Source organism: Streptomyces sp. NPDC000404 (genome assembly GCF_040300365.1).
Classification (GTDB): Bacteria; Actinomycetota; Actinomycetes; order Streptomycetales; family Streptomycetaceae; genus Streptomyces; species Streptomyces ramulosus.
The window spans coordinates 28,257-46,477 of sequence record NZ_JBEPDN010000009.1; the positions used below are offsets into that span (position 1 = coordinate 28,257).

Consider the following 18,221-nt stretch of genomic DNA (forward strand, 5'->3'; position numbering starts at 1 on the left):
GCGCGAGGGCGCGCTCTCAGCGGCTCTCCGGCGCGCCCAGCACCTTCCGCGCCAGGCGCCGCAGATCCGCCAGCACCGGATGCCCCGGCTCGTCGCGCCAGGCGAGGACGACCGGGACCGGCGGGGCGTCGGTCAGCGGGACGTACGCCATGGCCGGCAGCGGATGCATCCGGGCGGTCGCGGTGGTGGTGACGCCGACCGCCCGGCCGCCGGTGATCGCGGCCAGCCAGTCGTCGGTGTTGCCGATGGTCACCGTGGAGGCGGGCCGGGCGTGCGGGGGCCACAGGTCGAGGGTGGTGGTGCCGGAGACGGTGTTCAGGGCGAGGGTGCGGTCCGCGAGGTCGGTGAGGGAGAGGTGCGGGCGGGCGGCGAGCGGGTCATCGGCGGCGAGGCCCGCCACCCGTTCCTCGGTGAGCAGCTGTTCGGTGACGAGCCCCGGCGTGCGGACCTCGCCGCGCAGCAGCGCCGCGTCCACGTCCCCGCGCGCCAGCCCCGCCGTACGGTCGTCGATCCGCAGCAGCTCCAGCGGCGTCTCCGGGTGCTCGCGGTGCCAGCGGCGCAGCAGCCGCGGGGTGTACGGGCCCGCCGCCGACCAGGCGTGGCCCAGCCGCAGCGGCCAGGCGGCGCCGCGGGCGAGGCGGAGCGCCCGGTCGAAGGCGGCGGTCGCGAGCGCCGCCTGATCGCGGAAGCGCAGCCCCTCGGGGGTGAGCGCCAGATGGTGGGTGGAGCGGTCGACGAGCCGGACGCCCACCTCCTGCTCCAGCTGGCGCAGGGTGCGCGAGACGGCGGGCTGCGTCAGATGCAGCCGCTCGGCGGCGCGGGTGACGCTCAAGGTGTCGGCGATGGCGAGAAAGCAGCGGAAGTGACGCAGCTCGATGCTCATACGCGCGGAGCATAACAACAGGAAAAACGGCATTTCACGGACCGGATCGGCGGGCCTTAGCGTGGTGGCGTGAATTCCTCGTCCCCCCGTCCCGACGGCGCCCGCGCGCCCGCCTCCGCCTCGTCCGCCGCCGCACCGCGCCCCGGTCCGGCGGCCCCGGACCCGGCGGGCCTTGAGCATGCCGTTCCGCCCTCGCCGGAGGTCGCCGCGGCCGAGGCGGCGGACGGTGCGGGCGCGGCGCGCGGCCGGTTGGTGTCGGCGGCGCTGGTGATCGGCGGGATCGTCTCGCTGCAGTTCGGCTCGTCGGTCGCGGTGCTGCTCTTCCCGCGCGCCGGGGCACTGGGCGTCGTCACGCTGCGTCTGGTGGCGGCGTCCCTGGTGCTGCTGATCGCCTGCCGCCCGAAGCTGCGCGGCTACGGGCGCGGCGACTGGGCCACCGTCGTCGGCTTCGGCTTCGCCCTGGCCGGCATGAACTCCCTCTTCTACCTGGCGATCGACCGCATCCCGCTGGGCGCGGCGGTCACCTTGGAGTTCCTGGGCCCGCTGATCCTCTCGGTCGCCACCTCCCGGCGGGCGCTGAGCCTGCTGTGGGCGGCGCTGGCCCTGGGCGGCGTGGTGCTGCTGGGGCGGGAGGGCTTCGACGGGCTGAACCTCGCCGGCGCCGCCTGCGCGCTGGCCGCCGGCGGGCTGTGGGCCGCGTACATCCTGCTGTCGGCGCGGGCCGGGCAGCGCTTCCCGCAGGCCGACGGGCTGGCGCTGGCGATGACCGTCGCGGCGCTGCTCACCCTGCCGCTGGGCATCGCCACCGCCGGGCGCGCGCTGCTCGACCCCGTCACCATCGGGCTGGGCGCCGCCGTCGCCCTGATGTCGTCGGTGGCGCCGTACACCCTCGAACTCCTCGCCCTGCGCAAGCTCCCGGCCTCCGGCTTCGCCGTGATGATGAGCCTGGAGCCGGCCGCCGCGGCCACCGCCGGGTTCCTCGTCCTCGGCCAGGCGCTGGGCTGGGCGGAGATCGTCGCCATCGGCCTGGTCGTCGTCGCGAGCGTGGGCGCGGTACGGAGCGCGCGGGGCGGGCACGGCTGAGCCGGTCCCCGTACGACGCGCGGGGCGCGGGCCGGACGGCTCGCGCCCCGTTTCCGTACCCGGCCCCGCTGCGCGCTTCCGGGCGCCCGCCCGTCCGGCCAAAAACCATGCAGGCATGCTTGATTGTTTCTCCGGGTGCTGCCACGCTCGGACCGCACCCCGGGCCCGCCGCCGCGACCGGGCGGACGCGGGCGCTCCCCGGGTGCGTACGCCGAGCACCTCGGCATCAGCAAGCAGCACGTCGCACGCAGAACGCAGGCAGGGCAGCTGATCCGGGTCCGTCCACGGCGGGCCGGGGAGGGAGTGTCGCGTGGCCGATCCCGGCGCCGTACTGGCGGATCTCAGGGACGAGAGCGAGGAGCTGGACGCGCTGGTGGCCGCGTTGCCGGCCGGGCGGTGGGCGGAGCCGACACCCGCGCCCGGATGGTGCATCGCGCACCAGATCGCCCACCTCGCCTGGACCGACCGGCAGGCGCTCGCCGCCGCGAGCGACCCACGCGCCTTCGCGCGCGCCGTCGAGCACGCCCTCGCGGCGCCGGACACCTTCGTCGACGAGGGCGCCGAGGAGGACGCGTGGCAGGAGCCCGCCGCGCTGCTCGCCGGCTGGCGGGCCGGACGCGCGGCGCTGCTCACCGCGTTGCGGGCGGTGCCGGACGGGGTGAAGCTGCCGTGGTTCGGCCCGCCGATGAGCGTCGCGTCGATGGCCACCGGGCGGCTGATGGAGACCTGGGCGCACGGCCAGGACGTCGCCGACGCGCTCGGCGTCGTCCGCACGCCCACCGCCCGGCTGCACCACGTCGCCCGGATCGGCGTCCGGGCCCGCAACTTCGCCTACACCGCACGCGGCCTGACGCCACCGGACGAGGAGTTCCGCGTCGAGCTGCGGGCGCCCGACGGGACGGTGTGGGCGTACGGGCCGCCGGGCGCCGGGCAGCGGATCACCGGCGACGCGCTGGAGTTCTGCCTGCTGGTGACGCAGCGCGCGCACCGCGACGACCTGCCGTCGCTGCGCGCCGAGGGCGCCGACGCCGACCGCTGGCTGGACATCGCCCAGGCCTTCGCGGGCCCGCCGGGGCCGGGCCGGGCGCCGTCCGGCAGGGGCGGGGGAGCGGCCGGATGAGCGGGCGGACGAGCGGGCAGGCCCGGCAGGACCGGGACGTGCTGCGGATCGGCAACGCCTCCGGCTTCTACGGCGACCGCTTCGACGCGCTGCGGGAGATGCTCACCGGCGGGCCGCTGGACGTCCTGACCGGCGACTATCTCGCCGAGCTGACCATGCTGATCCTCGGCCGCGATCGTCTCAAGGACCCGAGGCGCGGCTACGCGAAGACCTTCCTGCGGCAGCTGGAGGACGGCCTCGGGCTCGCCGCCGAGCGCGGCGTCAAGATCGTCACCAACGCCGGCGGGCTCAACCCGGCCGGACTCGCCGACGCCGTGCGGGAGCTGGCGGACAAGGCCGGCGTGCCCGTACGGGTCGCCCACGTCGAGGGCGACGACCTGCTCGCCACCGGGGACCGCACCCGCTGGGGCGACGGCGTGCTCACCGCCAACGCCTACCTCGGCGGCGACGGCATCGCGGCGTGTCTGCGGGGCGGCGCCGATGTGGTGGTCACCGGGCGGGTCACCGACGCCGCGCTGGTCAGCGGCGCCGCGGCGGCCCACTTCGGCTGGGGACCGGACGACCTCGACGCGCTGGCCGGGGCGGTCGTCGCCGGGCACGTCCTGGAGTGCGGCACCCAGGCCACCGGCGGCAACTACAGCTTCTTCGGCGAGCTGGACGTGCGCCGCCCCGGCTTCCCGCTCGCCGAGATCGCCGCCGACGGCAGCGCCGTGATCACCAAGCACCCCGGCACCGGCGGCGCCGTCACCACCGGCACCGTCACCGCCCAGCTCCTCTACGAGACCGACGGCGCCCGCTACGCCGGACCGGACGTCACCGCCCGGCTCGACACCGTACGGCTGCACCAGGAGGCGCCCGACCGGGTGCGGATCGACGGGGTGCGCGGCGAGGCGCCGCCGCGCGCGCTGAAGGCGGGGCTGACCCGGCTCGGCGGCTGGCGCAACGAGGTCACGTTCGTGCTGACCGGGCTGGACGTCGAGGCCAAGGCGGCGCTGGTCCGGGCGCAGATCGAGGCGGCGTTCGAGGCGGCGGGCGCCCGCCCGGCCGAGGTGCGGTGGACGCAGGCGCGCACCGATCACCCCGACGCGGCGGTCCAGGAGGAGGCGAGCGCGCTGCTGCGGCTCGTCGTCCGCGACCGGGACGAGGCGGCCGTCGGCCGGGCGGTCAGCGGCGCCGCCGTCGAACTGGCGCTGGGCAGCTACCCCGGCTTCCACGTCACCGCACCCCCCGGCAAGGGCGCCCCGTACGGCGTCTTCGAGGCGGTGGCGGTGGCGCGCACGGAGGTGGCGCACACGGCGGTGCTGCCCGACGGCACCCGCCGCGCGGTGGCGCCGCCCGCCGCCACCCGGGAACTGGTGCGGCTGCCCGACCCGGAGCTGCCGGAGCCGCCTGCCGCCGGGCTGCCGGTCCGCCGCGCCCCGCTCGGCGCGGTCTGCGGCGCCCGCAGCGGCGACAAGGGCGGCTGCGCCAACGTCGGGGTGTGGGCGAGGACGGATGCGGCGTGGCGCTGGCTCGCACACACCCTGACCGTCGAGAAGTTCCGTCAACTCCTGCCGGAGACACGGGAGTTGACGATCGACCGGCATCTGCTTCCCGAACTCCGGTCGCTGAATTTCGTGGTCGAGGGGCTGCTGGGGGAGGGCGTCGCCGCGCAGGCGCGCTTCGATCCGCAGGCCAAGGCGGTGGGGGAGTGGCTGCGCTCCCGGCACCTGGAGATACCGGAGGTATTGCTGTGACCGTCCTGGCGACCGCGCTCGACACCGCGGACGAGGCGTACGCACAGCGGCGTGCGGAGATGCTGGCGAAGCTCGCGGAGGTCGAGGAGGCGCACGGGCAGGCGCTGGCGGGCGGCGGCGAGAAGTACCTCGCCCGGCACCGCAAGCGCGGCAAGCTGCCCGCCCGGGAGCGCATCGAGCTGCTGATCGACCCGGACACGCCGTTCCTGGAACTGTCGCCGCTGGCAGCCTGGGGCAGCGATTACGCGGTCGGCGCCGCGCTGGTCACCGGTATCGGCGTGGTCGAGGGCGTGGAGTGTCTGATCACCGCCAACGATCCGACGGTGCGCGGCGGCGCCTCCAACCCCTGGACGCTGAAGAAGGCGCTGCGGGCCAACGAGATCGCGTACGCCAACCGGCTGCCGGTGATCTCGCTCGTCGAGTCCGGCGGCGCCGATCTGCCGAGCCAGAAGGAGATCTTCATCCCGGGCGGGGCGCTCTTCCGGGACCTCACCCGGCTCTCCGCCGCCGGGATCCCGACCGTCGCCGTGGTCTTCGGCAACTCCACCGCCGGCGGCGCGTACGTCCCCGGCATGTCCGACCACGTGATCATGGTCAAGGAGCGCGCCAAGGTCTTCCTCGGCGGACCGCCGCTGGTGAAGATGGCCACCGGCGAGGAGAGCGACGACGAATCGCTGGGCGGCGCCGAGATGCACGCCCGCACCTCCGGGCTCGCCGACCACCTCGCGCTCGACGAACCGGACGCGCTGCGCCAGGCCCGCCGGGTCGTCGCCCGCCTCAACCGGCGCAAGGCGCACCCCGATCCGGCGCCCGCACCGCCGCCGAGGTACGACGCCGAGGAGCTGCTCGGCATCGTGCCCGGCGACCTCAAGGCGCCCTTCGACCCCGGCGAGGTGATCGCCCGGATCGTCGACGGCTCCGACTTCGACGCCTTCAAACCGCTCTACGGCACCAGCCTGACCTGCGGCTGGGCGGCGCTGCACGGCTATCCCGTCGGCATCCTCGCCAACGCCCGCGGGGTGCTGTTCAGCGAGGAGTCGCAGAAGGCCGCGCAGTTCATCCAGCTGGCGAACCAGCGGGACATCCCGCTGCTCTTCCTGCACAACACCACCGGCTACATGGTCGGCAGGGAGTACGAGCAGGGCGGCATCATCAAGCACGGCGCGATGATGATCAACGCCGTCGCCAACTCGAAGGTCCCGCACCTCTCCGTCCTGATGGGCGCGTCCTACGGCGCCGGCCACTACGGCATGTGCGGCCGCGCCTACGACCCCCGCTTCCTCTTCAGCTGGCCGACCGCCAAATCCGCCGTGATGGGCCCGCAGCAACTGGCCGGGGTCCTGTCGATCGTCGCCCGCGCCTCCGCCGCCGCGAAGGGGCAGCCGTACGACGAGGAGGCGGACGCCGGGCTGCGGGCGATGGTCGAGCAGCAGATCGAGTCGGAATCGCTGCCGCTCTTCCTCTCCGGGCGGCTCTACGACGACGGCGTCATCGACCCCCGCGACACCCGCACCGTTCTCGGCCTGTGCCTGTCCGCCGTGCACACCGCCCCCGTCGAGGGCGCGCGCGGCGGCTTCGGCGTCTTCCGGATGTGAGGCAGCAATGACCGATCGGACCCCAACGCCCCCTTCCCCCCTCACTCTTTCGAGTGTTCTTGTCGCCAACCGCGGGGAGATCGCCCGCCGGGTCTTCCGCACCTGCCGGGAGCTGGGCCTCGCCACCGTCGCCGTGCACTCCGACGCGGACGCCGACGCCCCGCACGTCCGCGAGGCCGACACCGCCGTCCGGCTGCCCGGTGACGCCCCCGCCGACACCTACCTCCGCGGCGACCTGATCGTGAAGGCCGCCCTCGCCGCCGGCGCCGACGCGATCCACCCCGGCTACGGCTTCCTCTCCGAGAACGCGGCGTTCGCCGCCGCCGTCACCGACGCCGGGCTGACCTGGATCGGTCCGCCGCCCGCGGCGATCGAGGCGATGGCGTCCAAGACCCGCGCCAAGGAGCTGATGGCGGCGGCCGGGGTCCCGCTGCTCGACGCCGTCGACCCGGCCACCGCGACCGCCGCCGACCTTCCGCTGCTGGTCAAGGCCGCATCCGGCGGCGGCGGTCGCGGAATGCGGATCGTCCGGGAACTCTCCGCACTGGACGGCGAGTTGACGGCCGCGCGGGCCGAGGCCGCCGCCGCGTTCGGGGACGGCGAGGTCTTCGCCGAGCCGTACGTCACCGGCGGCCGCCACATCGAGGTGCAGATCCTCGCCGACGCGCACGGCGGCGTCTGGACGCTCGGCACCCGCGACTGCTCCCTCCAGCGCCGCCACCAGAAGGTCATCGAGGAGGCGCCCGCGCCCGGGCTCCCCGACGGGCTGCGCACCACGCTGCACGAGGCCGCCGCCCGCGCCGCCCGCGCCATCGGCTACCGCGGCGCCGGCACCGTCGAATTCCTGGTCTCCGCCGACGGCCGCGCCTTCTTCCTGGAGATGAACACCCGCCTCCAGGTCGAACACCCCGTCACCGAGGAGATCTACCGCCTCGACCTCGTCGCCCTCCAACTCTCCGTCGCCGAGGGCCGCCCGCTCGACGCCGCCCCGCCGCTGCCGCGCGGCCACGCCGTCGAGGCGCGCCTGTACGCCGAGGACCCGGCGGCCGGCTGGCGGCCCGGCACCGGGAAGCTGCACCGCCTCGCCGTCCCCGGCGCCGTCCGCCTCGACTCCGGCGTCCGGGACGGCTCGGTGATCACCGCGCACTACGACCCGATGCTCGCCAAGGTCATCGCCTGGGCCCCGACCCGCGCCGAGGCCGTCCGCCGCCTCGCCCACGCCCTCGAACGCGCCCGCATCCACGGCCCGGTCACCAACCGCGACCTGCTGGTCCGCTCCCTGCGTCACCCCGCCTTCACCACCACCGACGGCCTCGACACCGGTTTCTACGACCGCCATCTCGCCGACCTGACCGGCCACGACCCGGCGCACGAGGCCCGCGCCCGGCTCGCCGCACTGGCCGCCGCCCTCGCCGACGCCCACGGCCGCTCCCGCTTCGGCGGCTTCCGCAACCTCCCCTCCCAGCCGCAGGTCAAGAGGTACGAGGCCGGTGGCGAGACCTACGAGATCCGCTACCGGCTGGTGCGCGGCGCGCTGCACGCCGAGGACTTCCCGGGCGTACGGCTGCTGGCGCAGGCGGCGGACTCGGTCGTCCTCGACGTCGACGGGCTGCGCCGGGAGTTCGCGGTGGCGCGCTACGGCGACCGGGTCCATGTCGACACCGCCACCGGCGGCCACGCCCTCACCGCGCTGCCCCGCTTCCCCGACCCCGCCGACCGCACCGAACCCGGCTCGCTGCTCGCCCCGATGCCCGGCACCGTCGTCCGCCTGGCCCCCGGGCTCGCCGAGGGCGACCGGGTCGAGGCCGGGGCGCCGCTGCTCTGGCTGGAGGCGATGAAGATGGAGCACACCGTCACCGCCCCCGCCGCCGGCACGCTGACCAGCCTGCCGGTGCGCGTCGGCACACAGGTGGAGGTCGGCGCGCTGCTGGCGGTGGTGAGCGCCTGACACCCGCCCGCGCCGGACGCCCGCCCGCGCCGGACGCCCGTCCGTGCCCGACGTCCGCCGGACCGTGCCCGACGCCTGCCTGCGCCGGACGCCCGCCGACCCGCGCCCGCCCGGCCCCGCCCCCGCGCGGCCCCGGGCCCCGCCCCCGTACACCCACTCCTCCCGACACCCCACTCCTCCCGCACGTCTCCAGCACCTCACCCACCGCACAGAGGGAGCCGTCATGAGCACCGCCCTGCGCAACTTCGTGATCGAGACCGAGGAACAGCGTGATCTGCGCGCCGCCGTCGCGGCGCTCGGCAAGCGGTACGGCCGGGAGTACTTCACCCGCGTCGTCGCCGAGGGCCGCCACACCGACGAACTCTGGGCGGAGGCCGCCGGGCTCGGCTACCTCGGCGTCAACCTCCCCGAGGAGTACGGCGGCGGAGGCGGCGGAATCGTCGAACTCTCCCTCGTACTCGAAGAGTTGGGCGCCGCGGGCTGCCCGCTGCTGATGATGGTGGTCTCCCCGGCCATCTGCGGTACCGTCATCGCCCGCTTCGGCACCGAGGAGCAGAAGCGCGCCTGGCTGCCGGGGCTCGCCGACGGCAGCCGCACCATGGCCTTCGGCATCACCGAACCGGACGCCGGCTCCAACTCCCACCGGATCACCACCACCGCCCGCCGCGACGGCGCGGACTGGGTCCTCACCGGCCGCAAGGTCTTCGTCTCCGGCGTGGACATCGCCGAGGTCACGCTCATCGTCGGCCGCACCGAGGACGCCCGCACCGGCCGCCTCAAGCCCTGCCTCTTCCTCGTCCCGCGCGACGCCCCCGGCTTCGGCCGCAGCCCCATACCGATGGAACTCGCCGCCCCGGAGAAGCAGTTCGAGCTGACCATGGACGACGTCCGGCTGCCCGCCGACGCGCTCGTCGGCGACGAGGACGCCGGACTCCTCCAACTCTTCGCCGGGCTCAACCCCGAACGCATCATGACCGCCGCGTTCGCCCTGGGCCTGGGCCGCTACGCCCTCGCCCGCGCCGTCGACTACGCCCGCACCCGGCAGGTCTGGAAGGACCCCATCGGCGCCCACCAGGCCATCGCCCACCCGCTCGCCCAGGCCCACATCGACCTGGAATGCGCCCGCCTGATGATGCAGAAGGCCGCCCACCTCTACGACGCGGGCGACGACGCCGGGGCCGGCGAAGCTGCCAACATGGCGAAGTACGCCGCCGGGGAGGCCGCCGTCCGCGCAGTCGACCAGGCCGTCCACACCCTCGGCGGCAACGGCCTCACCCACGAATACGGCCTCGCCTCCCTCGTCACCGCCGCCCGCGTCGCACGGATCGCCCCCGTCAGCCGGGAGATGATCCTCAACTACGTCTCCCACCGGACGCTGGGCCTCCCCAAGTCGTACTGAGGGTGTCCTCCCGACCGGAAAGACACCCCGGGCAGCGGGATCGGGGGACTCGCAGGACCACCTCCCCGAGCGCGGCGCAGGCGCGTGCGCACCGCCACGCGTCCGCGCCGCGCTCCGCCACGGAAGGAACCCCGGCATGGCAACCCACCTGTTCCACAGCGACCACCCCCCGCTCGCGCCCGTCAACGAGCCGGTCCACTCCTACGTCCTGGCCGGCGCCGCCGCCCGCGGCGACCACCCCGCCCTGATCGACGCCACCGACGGCACCACCCTCGGCTACGCCCGCCTCGACCACCTCAGCCGCCGCCTCGCCGCCGGACTCGCCGCCGCCGGGCTCGCCAAGGGCGACGTCCTCGCCCTGCACAGCCCGAACAGCGTGCTCTTCCCCGTCGTCTGCTACGCCGCCTGGCGCTGCGGCGCGGCCGTCACCACCGTCCACCCGCTCGCCACCGCCGAGGAGTTCGCCGGTCAGCTCGCCGACTCCGGGGCGCGCCGCATCGTCACCACCGCCGCCCTCCTCGCCACCGCCCGGGACGCCGCCCGCCGGGCCGGCCACGTCGTCGAGATCCTGCTCTGCGACCGCGCCGCCGGTCACCGCTCGGTCCTCGACCTGGCCGAGACCACCGCGCCGGAACCGGACGTCGCCCTCGACCCCGCCGCCGACCTCGCCGTCCTGCCGTACTCCTCCGGCACCACCGGCTCCCCCAAGGGCGTGATGCTCACCCACCGCTCCGTCGCCACCAACCTCGCCCAACTCGACGCGTTCCTCACCGGCGGACCCGACGACCGCATCCTCGCGGTGCTGCCGTTCTTCCACATGTACGGCCTCACCGCCCTGATGAACGCCCCGCTGCGCTCCGGCGCCACCGTCGTCGTGCTGCCCCGCTTCGACCTGGAGCAGTTCCTCGACGCGCTCCAGCGCCACCGCATCACCGCCGTCTACGCCGCGCCCCCGATGGTCCTCGCCCTCGCCAAACACCCCTCGGTGGACGACTACGACCTCTCCTCGCTGAAGTACCTGGTCTGCGCCGCCGCGCCGCTGGACGCCGGGCTCGCCGACGCCTGCGCCCGCCGCCTGGGCCTGACGTCCGTCCTCCAGGCGTACGGCATGACCGAACTCTCGCCCGCCAGCCACCTCGTGCCGCCGGACGCCGACGCCCCGCCCGGCACCGTCGGCCGGCTGCTGCCCGGCACCGAGATGCGGCTGGTGTCGCTCACCACCGGCGAGGACCTGCCGCCCGGCGCCGACGGCGAGATCGTGCTGCGCGGCCCGCAGGTGATGAAGGGCTACCTCGGCCGCCCCGAGGACACCGACGCGCTGATCGACGCGGACGGCTGGCTGCACACCGGCGACATCGGCCGGATCGACGCCGACGGCTGGCTCTACGTCGTCGACCGCGTCAAGGAGCTGATCAAGTACAAGGGTTACCAGGTCGCCCCCGCCGATCTGGAGGCGCTGCTGCTCACCCACGACGACATCGCCGACGCCGCAGTCATCGGCGTCACCGACACCGACGGCAACGAGATCCCGAAGGCGTACGTCGTCCGCCGCCCGGGGGCCGCCCTCGCCGCCGACGACGTCCTCACGTACGTTGCCGGACGGGTCGCCCCGTACAAGCGGGTGCGCCGCGTGGAGTTCACCGACACGGTGCCGCGCGCGGTGACCGGCAAGATCCTGCGACGCGAACTGCGCGCCAGGGAAAGGAGTTCCACGACCCGATGACCGACACCACGCCAGGCACTGACACCGCGTCAGGCACCGCCACGGACGGCGCCGCCCCGCTCGTCCGCACCGCCCACGACCAGGGCGTCACCACCCTCACCCTGGACTCCCCGCACAACCGCAACGCGCTCTCCACCCGCCTCGTCGGCGAACTGCACGCCGCCCTCGCCGCGGCCGCCGCCGACGACGCCGTCCGCGCCGTCGTCCTCACCCACACCGGCACCACCTTCTGCGCCGGCGCCGACCTCACCGAGGCGACCGGCGGCGCCCCGACCGACGCGCCACTGGGGCTGACCCGGCTGCTGCGCGCGGTGGTGGAGCTGCCCAAGCCGGTCGTCGCCCGCGTCACCGGGCACGTCCGCGCCGGGGGCACCGGGCTGCTCGGCGCCTGCGACATAGCGGTGGCCGGGCCCGGCGCCACCTTCGCCTTCACCGAGGCGCGCCTCGGACTCGCCCCGGCCGTCATCTCGATGCCGCTGCTGCCCCGCCTCGACGCCCGCGCCGCCGGCCGCTACTACCTCACCGGCGAACGGTTCGACGCCGCCGAGGCCGCCCGCATCGGCCTGGTCACCGTCGCCGCCGACGACGTCGACGCCGCCCTCGCCCCGATACTCGACGGGCTGCGCCAGGGCTCCCCGCAGGGCCTCGCCGCCTCGAAGGCGCTGGTCACCGCCGAGGTGCTGCGCACCTTCGACCGCGACACCGAGCGGCTCGCCGCCGAGTCCGCGCGGCTGTTCGCCTCCGCCGAGGCGCGCGAGGGCATGACCGCCTTCCTGGAGCGAAGGGCCCCGCGATGGGCGCGCTGAACTCCACCCGCGCCGCCAAGGCGCCCCAGCAGGAACGCAGCCGGGCCACCCGCCGCGGGCTGCTGGAGGCGGCGGTGGCCTGCCTGGCCGAACACGGCTGGGCGGGCTCCACCGTCGCCGTCGTCGCCGAACGCGCCGGGGTCTCCCGCGGCGCCGCCCAGCACCACTTCCCCACCCGCGAGGACCTGTTCACCGCCGCCGTCGAGCACGTCGCGGAGGAACGCTCGCAGGCGCTGCGCGACCTCTTCCCGGCGACCGCCGGCGCCGCCACCGACCGCCGGGCCGTCGTCACCGCCGTCGTCGACCTCTACACCGGCCCGCTCTTCCGCGCCGCCCTCCACCTGTGGGTCGCCGCTTCGTACGAGGACCAGCTGCGCACCCGCGTCACCGAACTGGAGGCGCGGGTCGGCCGGGAGTGCCACCGCACCGCCGTCGACCTGCTCGGCGTCGACGAGTCCGTGCCCGGCGTCCGCGAAACCGTCCAGGGCCTGCTGGACATGGCCCGCGGCCTGGGCCTGGCCACCTTGCTCAGCGACGACACGGTCCGGCGCGAGCGCGTCGTCGACCAGTGGGCCGGGCTGCTGGACGAGGCGCTGGGCTGAGACGCCGCCACGGTGCGGCGTCACGCGGCGGAGCCATCGCGGGCGGCGTAGCGCGCCGGCACCGCGCGGCGGGCCGCACACCGGGAGCCGTCCCGGCGTGCGGCCCACCGCGAAGCCGCGCCCGTCCGCGCGCTCCGCCCGGCCGCCGCGTCAGTGCGCGGCGGTGTCGAACCCGGAGATCTCCCGCGGGTCGCGCGCCGCCGGCCCCACGTACCGCGCGGACGGCCGCACCAGCCGCCCGGTCCGCTTCTGCTCCAGGATGTGCGCGCTCCACCCGGCCGTGCGGGCACAGGTGAACATCGAGGTGAACATGTGCGCCGGGACCTCCGCGAAGTCCAGCGTGATCGCCGCCCAGAACTCCACGTTCGTCGCCAGCACCCGGTCCGGGCGCCGGTTGTGCAGCTCCTCCAGCGCCGCCTTCTCCAGCGCCTCGGCCACCTCGAAACGGGGCGCGCCCAGCTCCTTCGCGGTCCGCCGCAGCACCCGCGCCCGCGGGTCCTCGGCCCGGTAGACCCGGTGCCCGAAGCCCATCAGCCGCTCGCCCTTGTCCAGGGTCTTACGGACGTACGCCGCCGCGTCGCCGGTCCGCTCGATCTCCTCGATCATGCCGAGCACCCGCGACGGCGCCCCGCCGTGCAGCGGCCCCGACATCGCACCGACCGCCCCGGACAGCGCCGCCGCCACGTCCGCGCCGGTCGACGCGATGACCCGGGCGGTGAACGTCGACGCGTTCATGCCGTGCTCCGCCGCCGACGTCCAGTACGCGTCGACCGCCGCGACATGCTTGGGGTCCGGCTCCCCGCGCCAGCGCCGCATGAAGCGCTCCACGACGGTCTCCGCCTTGTCGATCTCCCGCTGCGGCACCATCGGCAGCCCCTGCCCGCGCGCCGACTGCGCCACGTACGACAGCGCCATCACGGCGGCGCGCGCCAGATCGTCGCGCGCCGTCCGCTCGTCGATGTCCAGCAGCGGTTTGAGGCCCCACACCGGCGCCAGCATCGCCAGCGCCGACTGCACGTCGACGCGGATGTCGCCGGAGTGCACCGGGATCGGGAACGGCTCGGCCGGCGGCAGCCCGGGGTCGAACGCCCCGTCCACCAGCAGCCCCCACACCTTGCCGAACGACACGCTGCCGACGAGGTCCTCGATGTCGACACCGCGGTAGCGCAGCGCACCGCCCTCCTTGTCCGGTTCGGCGATCTCCGTCTCGAACGCGACGACACCCTCAAGTCCTGGTACGAATGCGGACATCTGGCGACTCCTCAAGGTACGGACGGCCCACGGTCGGTGACCGGTTGCCGTGCGATCGGCTCGGTGTGCGGCGCCGGAACGGTTCCGCGGCTGCGCCCGGCAGCTCGCGGTCCGCGCCGGTCACCGGATGCCTCGCTAAGGCATGGTGACGCGATTTTCTGCCCGGGGTGGACGGCCCTCGGGCGCGGCTGGGGTGTGCTGGGTGGTCCACGGGACGCGCGGCCCCGGCGAGGGACGGCGGAGGCCCGCCGGTCCGGAATCGATGGTCGCCGATGTACGAAGTCCACACAGCACCGACCCGCAAGTTTGGCGCTTTCCCCACCTGCAAGGAAGCGTGACGTCCGGCACACTGGTCGATTCGCCTACGAGAGGGTTACGTCCGGGCGACGACGGGCAGACTTCCCGGCCCGCGCCCTGCCCCCACGCGCGGCGATGCTGCAAGATGAGGCCGTGCACTCCGCCGACGCGCCTTCCTCCGATGCCCACGAAACCCTCGATCCCTCGTCGATGCGCGCCCATTACCGCGCCGAGGGGCTGACCGAGCCCGAGCTGGCGGCCGAGCCGTACGCACAGTTCGCGCGCTGGTTCAAGGAAGCCGCCGCGTCCGGCATCCACGAGCCCAACGCCATGGTCGTCTCGACCGCCGACGCCGCGGGCCGCCCCAGCTCACGGACGGTGCTGCTGAAGGCGTTCGACGACCGCGGCTTCGTGTTCTTCACCAACTACACCAGCCGCAAGGGCCGCGAGCTCGCCGAGAACCCGCACCTCTCGCTGCTCTTCCCCTGGCATCCGCTGGCCCGTCAGGTCATCGTCACCGGCACCGCCGCCCGCATCGGCCGCGACGAGACAGCCGCCTACTTCCGCTCCCGCCCGCACGGCTCCCAACTCGGCGCCTGGGCCAGCGACCAGTCCACCCCGCTCGCCTCCCGCGCCGAACTGGAGGACTCCTACGCGGCGTTGGCGGCCCGCTACCCCGAGGGCGAGCAGGTCCCCGCGCCGCCGCACTGGGGCGGCTACCGCGTCACCGCCGAGACCGTCGAGTTCTGGCAGGGCCGCGAGAACCGCCTCCACGACCGCCTCCGCTACGTCCGCGCCGCCTCCGGCTGGACCGTGGAGCGCCTCGCGCCGTGAGCCGGACGCCCTGATCCCCGGGCGGCGCCCGGAAACGACGAACGGGCCCTTGCGAAGCGAAGGGCCCGGGGATCGGGGAGCGGCCCCGCACGGGCCGCGGTCCGGGCCCGGGGCCCGGAAAACGCAGACGACCCGTGGGCCGCTTCCGCCGCGCCGGGTGGCGCGGCGGCCGGTCGGACGGACCGGGGCCCACGGGTCGGGTGACTGCTGGGATTGGCCGGCGACGCATCTGCAGTATGCGCGGACCGGCGCTGCACTGGGTGTGAAGCGACGGCCCTAGGCCGCAGCCACCTCACGCGTCCGGTGAGAAATCATTGGCCGAACCACCTCCCTTCTCGTGTGCGCACCAGCCTAGAAACGGCCCCGGACCCGCACAAGCGAATTAATTTCCCGCGACGGACGGGGCGGCTGCGGCCCCCGGGGCGCCCGCGTCGGCCGGGGCGCCCCGACCGCGCGAACGGGCCCGGGATTTCGGCGAAGGGGGTGTGTGCTGCGTCACGTTCGAGTTGAATGTTCCCAGGTCCAGCACGCGCCACCGCGTCCGTAGGGGGTTCAAGTGACCGCTTCGTACGGCTCCGCTTCGTACGGTTCCTCGGCGGAACGCACCCCGGACACGGCCGCCGCGCCGCCCGGCCCGGTCGGGCCCGCCGACGACACCGGGCTGCTCGCCGCCCTCCTCGACGGCATGGACACCGCGCTCCTCGCCCTCGCCGCGGACGGCACGGTCACCCACTGGAACCACGAGGCCGAACAGCTCCTGGGCTGGCCCGCCGCCGAGGCCGTCGGCCGCCGCGGGCTGACCGGCTGGGCAGTCCGCGGCGAGGACGCGGGCGCCACCGAGTCCGCCCTCCTCGCCGCGCTCCGCGCCCCCGGCCGGCAGGTGAACGACTACGCCCTGCTCACCAAGGACGGCCGCCGCGTCCTGGTGCGCGGCCAGACCTGTGCCGTCCGCGACGCCGACGGCCGGGCCGCCGGCGTCTACTGCGTCTTCACCGCCGTGCACGCCCAGATCGGCCTGGAGCGCTCCCTCGCCCTGAGCGAGGCGCTCTGCGACGACGCGCCCTGGGGCGTCCTCCTCGTCGACGCCGACCTGCGGCCCGCCGTCGTCAACACCCCCGCCGCCCGGGCGCTGGAATCCGGCCGCGACGCCCTCCTCGGCCGCCCGCTCGGCGAACTGCTCGACCAGGGCGCCGAGGAGCTGGAGGCGGTGCTCCAGCACGTCCTGGCGGAGGGCGAGCCGCCCGGGCTGAGCGATCTGTGGGTGACGCTGCGCGCCCCCGACGCCGAACGCCCCCGCCGCTGCTGGCGCAGCGGCTTCGTCCGCCTCGCCTCGCCGCTCTCCGAGGAACCGGCGCCGCTCGGCGTCGCCTGGCTCTTCCAGGACGTCACCGACGCCAAACAGGCCGAACAGGACGGCGCCCTGCTCCGCTTCCGCACCCAGCAGCTGCACCGCGCGAGCCGCGCCGCAGCCGACTGCCCCGACCCGCGCGAGGCGGCCGCCGTCCACCTCGACTACGCGCTGGCGGGCTTCGCCGACCACGCCCTCGTCGACCTCGTCGCGCCCGCCCGGGGCGGCGACGACGCCGGAGCGGACGGCGACGGCGCCCCGGCCCGGCTGCGGCGGGCCCTGGCCTCCCCCGCCGGTTCGCCCGGCCCGTGCGCGTCGCCGCAGCCGTCCGCCGTCCCCGTCGCGTACGCCGCCGGACACCCGGCGCTCCAGGCGTACGCGCGCGGCGGCTCGGTGCGGGCGAGCGTGGGGCCGTCCGGCGACGACGGCTGGGCGGCGGCCCGGCGGTGGCCGGACGGCACGGTCCACGCGCTGTGCGTGGTGCTGCGCAGCCGCGCCCGCACCCTCGGCGTCGCCACCTTCCTGCGCACCCCGGCCCGGCGCCCCTTCGACCGCGCCGACGCCGCCTACGCGGAGGAGGTCGCCGTCCGGATCGCCGCGGCCCTGGACCTGGCGTCGTCCGCCGGCGGCTGAACGGTTCCTGCACCCGGCGGCGGGCCGCCGGGAAGGCGGCGCGCCCGGCTCACTGCCGGTAGAAGATCCGGTCCGCGTACTCCCGCATCACCCGGCCGTTCCACTCGTGGCCGCCGTCGACGTTGCCCGACCGCAGCAGCGGCGGTTCGACGCCCCGCTCGGCGAGCGCACCGGCGGCCGTCGCCACCACCGCCTGCATGATCGCGCTGGTGACGACCGTGGAGGCGGGGGCGAACGGCGCGTCGATCCCCGGGAGCCGCAGCTCCGCGTCGCCCACCGCGATCCGGCTGTCGAGCACCAGGTCGCAGTGGTCCTTCAGGAAGGTGCCCGAGACGTGCCGGGAGGAGGTGGCGTCCGCGTAGGCGACCGACGTCAGGCCGATGACCTTGATGCCGAGCGCCCGCGCGTTCATCGCCATCTCGACGGGCAGCGCGTTCCGGCCGGAGAGCGAGATGATCACCAGCACGTCACCAGCCCGCAGCGGGCTGGTGTCCAGCACCGCGGCGGCCAGCCCGTCGACCCGCTCCAGCGCGCTGCCGAGCGTCGCGGGCCGGACGTCCACGCCCACCACCCCCGGTACGGACAGCAGGTTCATGATCGCGAGGCCGCCCGCCCGGTAGACGGTGTCCTGCGCGGGCAGCGAGGAGTGCCCGGCGCCGAAGGAGAAGACCCGGCCGCCCGCCTCGACGGTGTCGGCGATCAGCCGTCCGGCGGCGGCGACGGCGGGACCTCCCTCGTCGCGCGCCTGCCGCAGCAGCTCGATCGCGGCATCGAAGTACTCCCCGGCAAGCCGGTCGCTCTCAGCCATTCCCGCGGTCTCCCTCGTCGCAGCTCATGGTTTCCCCCGCCCCGGTTCGGATGCGGCGCACCGGACGGCGGGCGTCCGTGGCGCGGATCACGTTGCGGTCTGGACCAGCGCGCTGTCAATACGGCCGACAGGACAGCCCCCGGACGGCTTGTGTG

The 18,221-nt window shown here is 75.3% G+C and carries 14 protein-coding genes; 11 read left to right on the plus strand and 3 right to left on the minus strand.

The features are described from left to right. Positions 1-16 precede the first annotated feature (16 nt). Positions 17-883 carry a LysR family transcriptional regulator gene (locus ABT345_RS18575; RefSeq protein WP_345079484.1) on the minus strand — a complete coding sequence of 289 codons (867 nt, stop codon included), beginning with the start codon at positions 881-883 and terminating at the stop codon, positions 17-19. 69 nt (positions 884-952) lie between these two features. Between ABT345_RS18575 and ABT345_RS18580 the strand changes: the two genes are divergently transcribed. From ABT345_RS18580 to ABT345_RS18620, 9 genes are all read left to right on the plus strand, one after another. Then, positions 953-1,966: an EamA family transporter gene (locus tag ABT345_RS18580; RefSeq protein ID WP_386459498.1), complete on the plus strand. Its 1,014-nt coding sequence runs from the start codon at positions 953-955 to the stop codon at positions 1,964-1,966. 310 nt (positions 1,967-2,276) lie between these two features. Continuing rightward, positions 2,277-3,086 carry a TIGR03084 family metal-binding protein gene (locus ABT345_RS18585; RefSeq protein ID WP_345079487.1) on the plus strand — a complete coding sequence of 270 codons (810 nt, stop codon included), beginning with the start codon at positions 2,277-2,279 and terminating at the stop codon, positions 3,084-3,086. After that, entirely contained in the window at positions 3,083-4,822 is a 1,740-nt protein-coding gene (locus tag ABT345_RS18590; protein WP_345079489.1) for an acyclic terpene utilization AtuA family protein, read from the plus strand. Before ABT345_RS18585 ends, ABT345_RS18590 begins: the two co-directional genes overlap by 4 nt. Beyond that, positions 4,819-6,417, plus strand: coding sequence for an acyl-CoA carboxylase subunit beta (locus ABT345_RS18595; protein WP_345079491.1), 1,599 nt, complete (start codon positions 4,819-4,821; stop codon positions 6,415-6,417). The genes ABT345_RS18590 and ABT345_RS18595 overlap by 4 nt, the downstream gene beginning before the upstream one ends. A gap of 7 nt (positions 6,418-6,424) precedes the next feature. Continuing rightward, positions 6,425-8,365 carry an acetyl/propionyl/methylcrotonyl-CoA carboxylase subunit alpha gene (locus ABT345_RS18600; protein WP_345079495.1) on the plus strand — a complete coding sequence of 647 codons (1,941 nt, stop codon included), beginning with the start codon at positions 6,425-6,427 and terminating at the stop codon, positions 8,363-8,365. A 223-nt stretch (positions 8,366-8,588) separates the two neighbouring features. Next, a complete protein-coding gene (locus tag ABT345_RS18605) occupies positions 8,589-9,764 on the plus strand; it encodes an acyl-CoA dehydrogenase family protein (protein ID WP_345079498.1) in 1,176 nt (391 codons plus the stop codon). 136 nt (positions 9,765-9,900) lie between these two features. After that, complete coding sequence (locus tag ABT345_RS18610) at positions 9,901-11,487, plus strand: 4-coumarate--CoA ligase family protein (RefSeq protein ID WP_345079501.1); 1,587 nt, start codon at positions 9,901-9,903, stop codon at positions 11,485-11,487. Then, complete coding sequence (locus ABT345_RS18615; protein WP_345079504.1) at positions 11,484-12,293, plus strand: enoyl-CoA hydratase family protein; 810 nt, start codon at positions 11,484-11,486, stop codon at positions 12,291-12,293. The genes ABT345_RS18610 and ABT345_RS18615 overlap by 4 nt, the downstream gene beginning before the upstream one ends. After that, positions 12,281-12,895, plus strand: coding sequence for a TetR/AcrR family transcriptional regulator (locus ABT345_RS18620; protein ID WP_345079507.1), 615 nt, complete (start codon positions 12,281-12,283; stop codon positions 12,893-12,895). Before ABT345_RS18615 ends, ABT345_RS18620 begins: the two co-directional genes overlap by 13 nt. A gap of 150 nt (positions 12,896-13,045) precedes the next feature. On the opposite strand, the gene ABT345_RS18625 is transcribed toward ABT345_RS18620, so the two are convergent. Then, complete coding sequence (locus ABT345_RS18625) at positions 13,046-14,146, minus strand: citrate synthase 2 (protein WP_345079510.1); 1,101 nt, start codon at positions 14,144-14,146, stop codon at positions 13,046-13,048. Between the two features lie 507 nt (positions 14,147-14,653). Here ABT345_RS18625 and pdxH point away from each other — a divergent pair. Both pdxH and ABT345_RS18635 read left to right on the plus strand, forming a co-directional pair. Then, positions 14,654-15,277 carry a pyridoxamine 5'-phosphate oxidase gene (gene pdxH / locus ABT345_RS18630; RefSeq protein WP_345079893.1) on the plus strand — a complete coding sequence of 208 codons (624 nt, stop codon included), beginning with the start codon at positions 14,654-14,656 and terminating at the stop codon, positions 15,275-15,277. Positions 15,278-15,833: 556 nt separating this feature from the next. Next, a complete protein-coding gene (locus ABT345_RS18635) occupies positions 15,834-17,258 on the plus strand; it encodes a PAS domain-containing protein (RefSeq protein WP_386459505.1) in 1,425 nt (474 codons plus the stop codon). Between the two features lie 49 nt (positions 17,259-17,307). Here ABT345_RS18635 and ABT345_RS18640 read toward each other — a convergent pair whose 3' ends face one another. Further along, positions 17,308-18,066 (minus strand): SIS domain-containing protein, encoded by a 759-nt coding sequence (locus ABT345_RS18640; protein ID WP_345079513.1) that lies wholly within the window; start codon positions 18,064-18,066, stop codon positions 17,308-17,310. Between the last annotated feature and the right edge of the window lie 155 nt (positions 18,067-18,221).